Origin of the sequence: Providencia sp. PROV261 (assembly GCF_028477945.1) — a bacterium.
In the GTDB taxonomy this organism is placed as follows: Bacteria; Pseudomonadota; Gammaproteobacteria; order Enterobacterales; family Enterobacteriaceae; genus Providencia; species Providencia stuartii.
Genome location: NZ_JAMPMC010000043.1, coordinates 25178 through 33444, shown reverse-complemented (window position 1 = coordinate 33444; position 8267 = coordinate 25178). Strand labels below are relative to the sequence as shown.

General features: G+C 42.1%; 6 protein-coding genes. 2 read left to right on the top strand and 4 right to left on the bottom strand.

The genetic code is table 11. The features are described 5' to 3' along the window. Positions 1 to 171: 171 nt before the first annotated feature. Entirely contained in the window at positions 172 to 2370 is a 2199-nt protein-coding gene (gene priA / locus PR675_RS18645; RefSeq protein WP_004924606.1) for a primosomal protein N', read from the bottom strand. A 218-nt stretch (positions 2371 to 2588) separates the two neighbouring features. On the opposite strand from priA, the gene rpmE reads away from it, so the two are divergent. Then, positions 2589 to 2804, top strand: a complete 216-nt coding sequence (gene rpmE / locus PR675_RS18640; RefSeq protein ID WP_004924604.1) for a 50S ribosomal protein L31 — start codon at positions 2589 to 2591, stop codon at positions 2802 to 2804. Positions 2805 to 2904: 100 nt separating this feature from the next. On the opposite strand, the gene PR675_RS18635 is transcribed toward rpmE, so the two are convergent. From PR675_RS18635 to metJ, 3 genes are all read right to left on the bottom strand, one after another. Further along, positions 2905 to 5082 (bottom strand): autotransporter domain-containing protein, encoded by a 2178-nt coding sequence (locus tag PR675_RS18635; RefSeq protein ID WP_272582857.1) that lies wholly within the window; start codon positions 5080 to 5082, stop codon positions 2905 to 2907. Between the two features lie 460 nt (positions 5083 to 5542). Continuing rightward, the gene (locus tag PR675_RS18630) at positions 5543 to 6295 is read right to left on the bottom strand and encodes a hypothetical protein (RefSeq protein WP_004924598.1); all 753 of its coding nucleotides are present in this window, start codon (positions 6293 to 6295) and stop codon (positions 5543 to 5545) included. A 175-nt stretch (positions 6296 to 6470) separates the two neighbouring features. Further along, positions 6471 to 6788, bottom strand: coding sequence for a met regulon transcriptional regulator MetJ (metJ, locus tag PR675_RS18625; protein ID WP_004924597.1), 318 nt, complete (start codon positions 6786 to 6788; stop codon positions 6471 to 6473). A 314-nt stretch (positions 6789 to 7102) separates the two neighbouring features. Between metJ and metB the strand changes: the two genes are divergently transcribed. Next, positions 7103 to 8263, top strand: coding sequence for a cystathionine gamma-synthase (metB, locus tag PR675_RS18620; protein ID WP_004924594.1), 1161 nt, complete (start codon positions 7103 to 7105; stop codon positions 8261 to 8263). Positions 8264 to 8267: the final 4 nt, after the last annotated feature.

Genomic DNA, 8267 nt, shown 5'->3' with positions numbered 1-8267 from the left:
CGCACAGTTCGGTTAAAACGGGTTTTTGCTGACGTTATTTTAGTCGTGATAGCGTTGGTGCATGATGGGATATTGGTCATTTTTAGAGGTCAAGCTCTTAAATAATATCAAGAAATGATATTTTATCATGGCAGTAGGAGAGGCGAAGCGCTGAATACCTTTCACCATCCCCTAGCAGTCCGTTGGATCCACGTCAATATTCCACTTCACCTTGCGGCTTTCTGGCTGGCTCTGCAACTCTGGTAAAATTTGAGCGGCAAATTGCTGCAAATAACCTCGTGATGGATGCTGTAAAAGCAGTTGCCAGCGGAAACGCCCGCCACGCTTAGCTTGAATGGCAGGGGTGGGGCCTAAAATCCATAAGCGTGAATCACTGTGTGGATGCTCAGAAATATAGTGACGGACTTTCTGTAAGAACTGCCTTGAATCCTGATTATTGTGATCTTCTGAACGGATTAAAATATGGCTGGAAAAGGGTGGCAACATGGCGATGCGGCGTTCGTCCATCGCTTCACGGGTAAACGCATCATAACCATTTTCTAATAAGGTCTGTAATAGTGGGTGCTCAGGGTGGTGAGTCTGTAAAAATACTTCCCCTTGTTTACCTGCTCGGCCAGCACGACCTGATACTTGTATATAAAGCTGAGCAAAGCGCTCGGCAGCTCTAAAATCACTGGAAAACAGTGCCCCATCGACATCCAGTAAGGCAACTAAGGTGACGTCAGGGAAGTGATGCCCTTTTGCTAGCATTTGTGTGCCAATGAGAATACGCGCGCCACCCGCGTGTACCTCATTCAAATGCTGCTCTAATTCACCCTTGCGGCTAGTAGTATCTCGGTCAATACGCGTAACAGGAACATTGGGGAATAACGTATTGATCCCTTCTTCGAGTTGCTCGGTTCCCATCCCCACAGGAACAAGGTGGGTTGAGCCACATTGAGGGCATTGTCGGGGGATAGGTTTTTGGCTATCACAATGGTGGCAGCGTAACTGATGGAATTGTTGGTGCAAGGTATAATAGTGATCACACCGTTGACACTCAGCTATCCAGCCACACTCATGGCAGAGCAACGCAGGTGAATATCCTCGGCGGTTTAGGAAAAGGATCACCTGATTATTTTGTGCGAGGTGATCTTGGATATGTTTAATCAATAAATGGGATAAACCAAACTTTAGTGGCTGCCCTTTTAGGTCGATAAGATGCTGTGTCGCAGGACGTGCATTACCCGCCCGTAATGTTAAGTTTAACTGACGATATTTCTTCTGCTGAACATTATATAAGGTTTCTAAAGAGGGCGTTGCCGTGCCCATAATAATGGGAATATTTTCTTTTTTGGCTCGAAATACAGCAAGGTCACGTGCATGATAACGCCATCCATCTTGCTGTTTATAAGAGCTATCGTGCTCCTCATCAATAATGATGATCCCTAAACGGGAAAACGGGGTAAAAAGTGCGGAGCGTGTGCCAATCACAATTGCGTTGGTACCTTGTTTCGCACGTAACCACACAGCAAGGCGCTCACTATCATTCAAACCTGAATGTAGAACGTCTACGGGGGCATTAAAGCGCTCGCGGAATCGGCTAATGGTCTGTGGCGTTAATCCAATTTCGGGAACGAGTACTAACGCTTGTTTACCCTGAGCGAGAATATTTTCTAATACGCTGAGATACACTTCTGTTTTACCCGAACCTGTGATCCCTGCAAGTAACCAAGGTGAAAAGTGATCATCTTCTGCACGAATGGCCCCAACTGCGGTGGCTTGCTCGCTATTAAGGCGTAAACGCTCGCCACATACGGCAAATTGTGACTGCCATTTTTCGGTGACGGGTTGGACGGGGTAAAGTTCGATATAATCTTTCTTTTTTAGTGTCCGTAACGTATTTTCACTCAATTCAAGTTCACTGACTTGATGACGATACACAGGGCGGCGGCGTAGTAGGGCGAGTGCCTGTTGTTGCTTAGGTGCACCTTTTAAAGTATTTAGGTCACACTCTTGCCCGAGCGGTGTAGCTTGCCATTGCCAAATAGGTGAAAATTCAGCCGGTTTCCCCTGACGTAACAAAATGGGGAGTGCGTGGAACAACACTTCGCCAATAGGGTAATGGTAATATTGTGCAGACCACAGCAATAGCTGCCAGAGATCATCAGGGAATAAGGTTTCATGATCGAGCACAAGGTCAACGGTTTTTAGCTGATCTTCAGGAAGTTCGCTGCTATGGCTATGATCCACAACAACACCGAGTGCTTGCCGTTTACCAAAAGGCACCAAAACACGGCTGCCAATCGGTGGAATTGGCATGTTATCCGCTAAGCGGTAATCAAATGCGCGGTTTAAAGGAACAGGTAAAGCCACCTGAACGACGATCATAACTGGAATTCCGTCTGGTTTTTGTGCGAGAATAGTTTCATTATTTTGTTAGGGTACCATAAAAACTACGTGGTTTTCATTGCGTGATACAGAGATTTTCTGTATGATCCGCCGCCTTTGGTATCTAATTTTGCCAATAAAACATTTTTAATCAACACGACGTGTGGTGTCCGGCGTTAGGGCTGGAATGGCGACACGGCCTTAATAGAGGTTTTCCCATGAAAAAAGGTATTCATCCTAAATACGAAGAAGTTACTGCTACTTGTTCTTGCGGTAATGTTATGAAAATCAATTCAACTGCAGGTCACTCATTGAACCTGGACGTTTGTGGTAACTGCCACCCGTTCTATACTGGTAAACAGCGTGACGTTGCTACCGGTGGTCGTGTTGATCGCTTTAACAAACGTTTCAGCATCCCAGGCGCGAAGAAGTAATCAAGCCTGTGAAATGCAAAAAAAAGGGAAACTCAGTTTCCCTTTTTTAATGGGGGTAATATGGCTGAAAATCATTTAACGCCTTCCAGCCATTGGGTTCTTACCAGTGATAAGAATAGCCTAAACCTACATTTACACTGTCATGTTTGTAGTCAGTTTGTTGCCAACCGACACTGGTGCGTATTGTTGAGTTTTGGGTAACGTTAATATTGAGCCCTGCAACTGCGTAAGGGTTAACAGTACGCTCATCACCTTTATCGTAGGTATACGCACCGACATAAGGGATGTAACCCGTAAACGCATCACGATCACTATTGAGTTTAATATCTGTACCAATCTTACCATCTACTTGGAATACCTCATTGAGATTATGTTTGATATTCATTCCTAATTGCAGATCGGTACGTTTGTTACCCATACGGCCATATTCTGCTGCAAATTCAGCATTTTTGGTCTCGGTATAGCTGCTACGGCTAATTTTTTTATAGGATAAAGCAACTTCAGGCATTAACCGCGTATGAGAGGTTAATGGAAGACCATAACCAATACTTAGGCGTGCTTGATAGCCTTTGATTGTTGTATTTCCTTCCCCTGCTTCTGTATTTTTCAATGTATCACGAGTGATACGGACATCTTGATTTAGATATGAAGCGGATAAGTCTGCATATAGACCGTTGTTATTCAGGTTTTGTTGATAGCGAGTGAATAAACCAACAGCTGGGCGGCTATTGTTTCGGGTGTCATAATTATCCGCTAAGGTCGTATTATGAGCAAAATTCACTGCTGCACCGACAGTCCAATTTTCAGCAGGTAAACGTAATGCGCTATACAGACCAGTTGCAACGCGATGATTATCACTTAGGCTATCATATTGAGAGAAAAGACCAACACAGTAGCTACTGTCGCCTAATTGGCAACGGCTATTACTTAAATGATTTAAACTACTTTGATAAAAATCGAGAACTTTAAACCCTCGATTTGCCGTGCGTGACATTGCATAGCTTGAATGAGTGGCGTCAACGGTCACGATATTCGGTTCAGTTTCTGAACCCTTGATCTTCCAAAGGGTTGCATGGATATCATCTTCATCTGTTTGAGCGGCACCAACAATAATCAAGCCATCTTCGGAAACGGCATATGCCGTTGAGGAGCCTCTATTATCAGATGCTAGGGTGCCTAAACCAACCATCCCTGTACTTTCAGACCAGCGATACGCACTAAGTTCATTGTGATCATTATAGGCTTCGCCAACAATCACAGAACCACTCCCATTCATATCAAGAGCCTCGGAGAATCCAGAATTATCGGCTTTTAATGAACCAAGGCTAACCATGCCTGTTTTTTCTGTCCAACGGAAAGTTTGTTGTTCATGGGCAAACTCACTATCTGAACTCCCAACCACAACAGAGCCGTCTTTTGAGACAAAATCAGCACTAGACTGACCACTTTTATCCGCTCTAAGTGTACCGAGGCCAATCATGCCTGTGGTTTCTGTCCATCTGAAAGCATTATTTTGGTTGTTATCGGTGTCTGAGAAGCCAACGACAACGAGTCCATTTGCAGAAGTCGCATTGGCTGCAGAGTTACCGGAACCATCAGATTTTAAGGTGCCTAACCCCTGCATTCCTGTCTTTTCTGTCCATCTAAAAGCATTCATCGCATTACTGTCAGTGCTTGAATCACCGACAATAGTAGAACCATCCGCAGAGATGCCATTAGGATCGGAACGGCCTGAATTATCGCTTTTTAGTGTCCCTAAGCTACGCATGCCCTTATCTTCAGTCCAGATAAAGGCATTTCCTAAGTGACTGCCATCATTTGTAAATATCTGGCCCGTAATAACGCTTCCGTCATCAGAAACAGCTTGTGCATAGGAGTGTGCATTTGGGGTTAAGCTTTGTATCCCCGTTTTTTCAGTCCATCGAAATGCATTACCTTGCCCATCGTCAGTCTCTGAATAACCGATGATAACTGAACCATTTTTTGATATGCCATTGGTTGATATGCTGCCACTATTATCTGATTTCAGTGTTCCTAAGCTCACCAGACCACTTTTTTCAGTCCAACGGAAAAGATTGTCTCTTTGCGTATCGCTAGCAAGATTCATAACAATGATTTTGCCATCTGCAGAAATATGCAATGCCTCAGAATAAAATCCTTTTCGGTTATCCAAATTTATTTTCTTTTCTATTTCAAGTGGTTTTTCTGCCGCATAACTTTGTGCTGCTAGTAATGAAATACCAATAGCGACAAATGTGCTGATTTTATTTTTTCTCATAATTTATTACGTAATAATAGTAGGAAGTAGAATGAGATAATGAGTTATCAAATTACTTGTTAAGTAAATGTTCTAATATTACCTCGACAATTATTAGCTCATTATAATAGAATGAAAAATAAACAAAACGTTTAATGTTGAGTTTGGGTTTAAATCAAAATAATAAGCTGAATCAGGGTGTTGAATATTGTGTTTTAGGATGTCTATGAAAGAATAGTGCTCAATATAAATATTTTTTTCTAAAGAAAAGCGTATTTTTTATATAATAGAAATGTAAATAAGAAAAATATTAAATCAGTAATAATGATACTTATCGCTTGTGACTTTGAATTTTAATCTAACAAAGTCATTTTTTTTGTTTTTAATGAGGAACAATTAATTTTAATTTGGAGATTATGAGTAATTTATATTACACCAATATTAGCGTATTGGTTAATACGCTAATTGTCCTATATAGCTATTAATACTTGCGGCAAGGTGCCGGTGCATATTGTGTATCCGCTGGGAACGGATTAGCGTCACATAATGGTAAGGTTTCGCGCACTTCAAAAAAAGCGATACCGATAACGCCAATATTTCGTTCATCGCCTTGTACGTTTTGATTCACGTAGGATGATTCAGGCGCTGCAAAACGAAATGCGGCAACTTGGTTGTTATTCTTGCGAAAACCTTCAATGGTCAGTTTTTTGCCTGGTCGAATTAAATAACCATTATTTTGGTAAGAACCTGCTTGCCCATTGAGGACATCAAGGCCGTCGACCGTTGTCACTACCTCATAAGTTTTATTTCTATCGCTATTTAGGATCCGCAATGTATAGCGCATACCCTCAGTGGCTGGCAGTTTATATTGCCCTTGGGAATTGCGGTAAATTGGCATTGGTTGCCCATACTCATTGATTACTGCGACAGAGAGAGGAAATACCTTGATATAAGGTTGGGTGTAAGCATGATTTGGTACGCGTTCACCTTGATAATAAATAGTGACAGTATCATAGGGTTGATTCGTCATGCGAGTGGCTGTCACGCCTTGGACGGAAGAGCGGATATCTTCACCCCATTGTGTACCCAATGTTTTTGCACTGGATGTAGATTGTGCTTCATATGCCACATCTGAGCGAGAGTCTACCACTTGTCGTGGATAAGAAGAGCAGCCAGTAGTGACCAACAAAGCGGCACCGAATAACGTCGCAGTAGCTTGAAAATAGGAGCTCATGACTTTAATCCTTACGTATTTTATTTTCTATGGAAGAAGCTCGTAAAGTGTAAATAAGCACAAAAAATAAAGCTTGAAGGAAAGTCTGAAATAGAAATAAATAGGAATAATTCCCCTTATCTTAGTGATTGATCACCCTTCGCCAATTAAGACGAATAAGATAAGGGGATAGCGTTTAGTATTCCCAAGTTTCTGGGTCAATACCTAATTCACGCATAATCTCTTTTGCAGCCTCAGGAATTTCATCACTGCGCTCTTTACGCAAATCTTCATCATTTGGCAGCGGCTGTCCAGTGAAGGCATGCAAGAAAGCTTCACACAGTAATTCACTGTTCGTTGCATGACGCAAGTTATTGATTTGTCTACGAGTGCGCTCATCAGTTAAAATTTTCAGCACTTTTAATGGGATAGAGACTGTAATTTTTTTAACTTGCTCACTTTTTTTGCCATGCTCAGCATACGGACTGATATATTCACCGTTCCATTCAGCCATGAGTTACCTTGGTTAGTTTCATCAATAATAAAAAAATAATATGCCCGTCATCTTTCAAAGAACAAATATGAATAATCTCAGATCTCAAACCGACATATAAGTTAGTATACGCATCACATAAATTATCATAATTTCTGTTTTAAATTAATGCGTTAATTTACATTGCGCAAATTACAATCAATTTACGCATAATCATTAGGGATGATTATTCCATTACTTGATATAAACGTAAAGAGGTTTAGACGTCTAGATATATTGACGTCTAAACATCCAGTGGGTATTATTTGACTCACCGTCAATCAGGAGAAGCGTTTATGGCCCTCAAACCGTCGACTATCGCTATTCACAATGGATTAAATGAAGACTCGCAGTTTGGCTGCGTCGTGCCCCCTATTTACCTATCGAGTACTTATAATTTTACCGGCTTTAATGAGCCTCGAGTTCATGACTATTCGCGTAGAGGTAATCCTGGGCGCGATATTGTGCAAAGGACACTTGCACAACTTGAAGGCGGCAGCGGTGCGGTAATGACCAACAGCGGCATGTCGGCATTACATCTTTTATGCACTGTTTTTCTGCAACCGGGTGATCTCTTGGTAGCCCCACATGATTGTTATGGGGGGAGCTATCGTTTATTTAATAGCCAGCACCAACGGGGAGTCTATCAGGTTCAGTTTATTAATCAAAATAACCGATCAGAGCTTCTTGCGGCGTTAGCGAAAAAGCCGAAGTTAGTCTTAATTGAAACACCAAGTAACCCACTATTAAGTATTTATGATATTGAGCAGATTGCACGATTAGCGCATGATGCAGGGGCGTTTGTTGTTGTAGATAACACGTTTTTAAGCCCTGTCTTACAACAACCTATCGCGTTAGGTGCCGATTTTGTGGTGCATTCTTGTACAAAATATCTTAATGGTCATTCAGATATTATTGCGGGGGCAGTGATTGCCAAAGAGGAAAAATGGGCCATAGAATTAGCATGGTGGGCGAATAATATTGGCGTCACTGGTGGGGCATTTGATAGTTATCTGTTGTTAAGAGGAATGAGAACGCTGTCACCCAGAATTAAGCAGCAGCAGGCGAACGCCCAAGAAATCGTCAATTATCTTAAAGCCCAACCGTTGGTGAAAAAGTTATATTATCCTGGGTTAGCAGATCATATCGGCCATGATCTTGCTGTGAAACAGCAAAAAGGTTTTGGGGCGATGTTGAGTTTTGAATTTAATGGCGATGAACAACAGTTACGTCGGTTTTTGAGTACACTGTCATTATTTACACTTGCTGAGTCATTAGGTGGTGTTGAAACGCTTATTTCGCATACTGCCACCATGACACATGCAGGTATGTCGGCGGAGGCTCGGGCGGCAGCAGGGATCACAGATAGTTTATTGCGCATTTCTGTGGGCATCGAAGATAGCCAAGATCTCATTGCAGATTTAGACAATGCATTTAGGATAGCAGCACAACGTTAGTGGA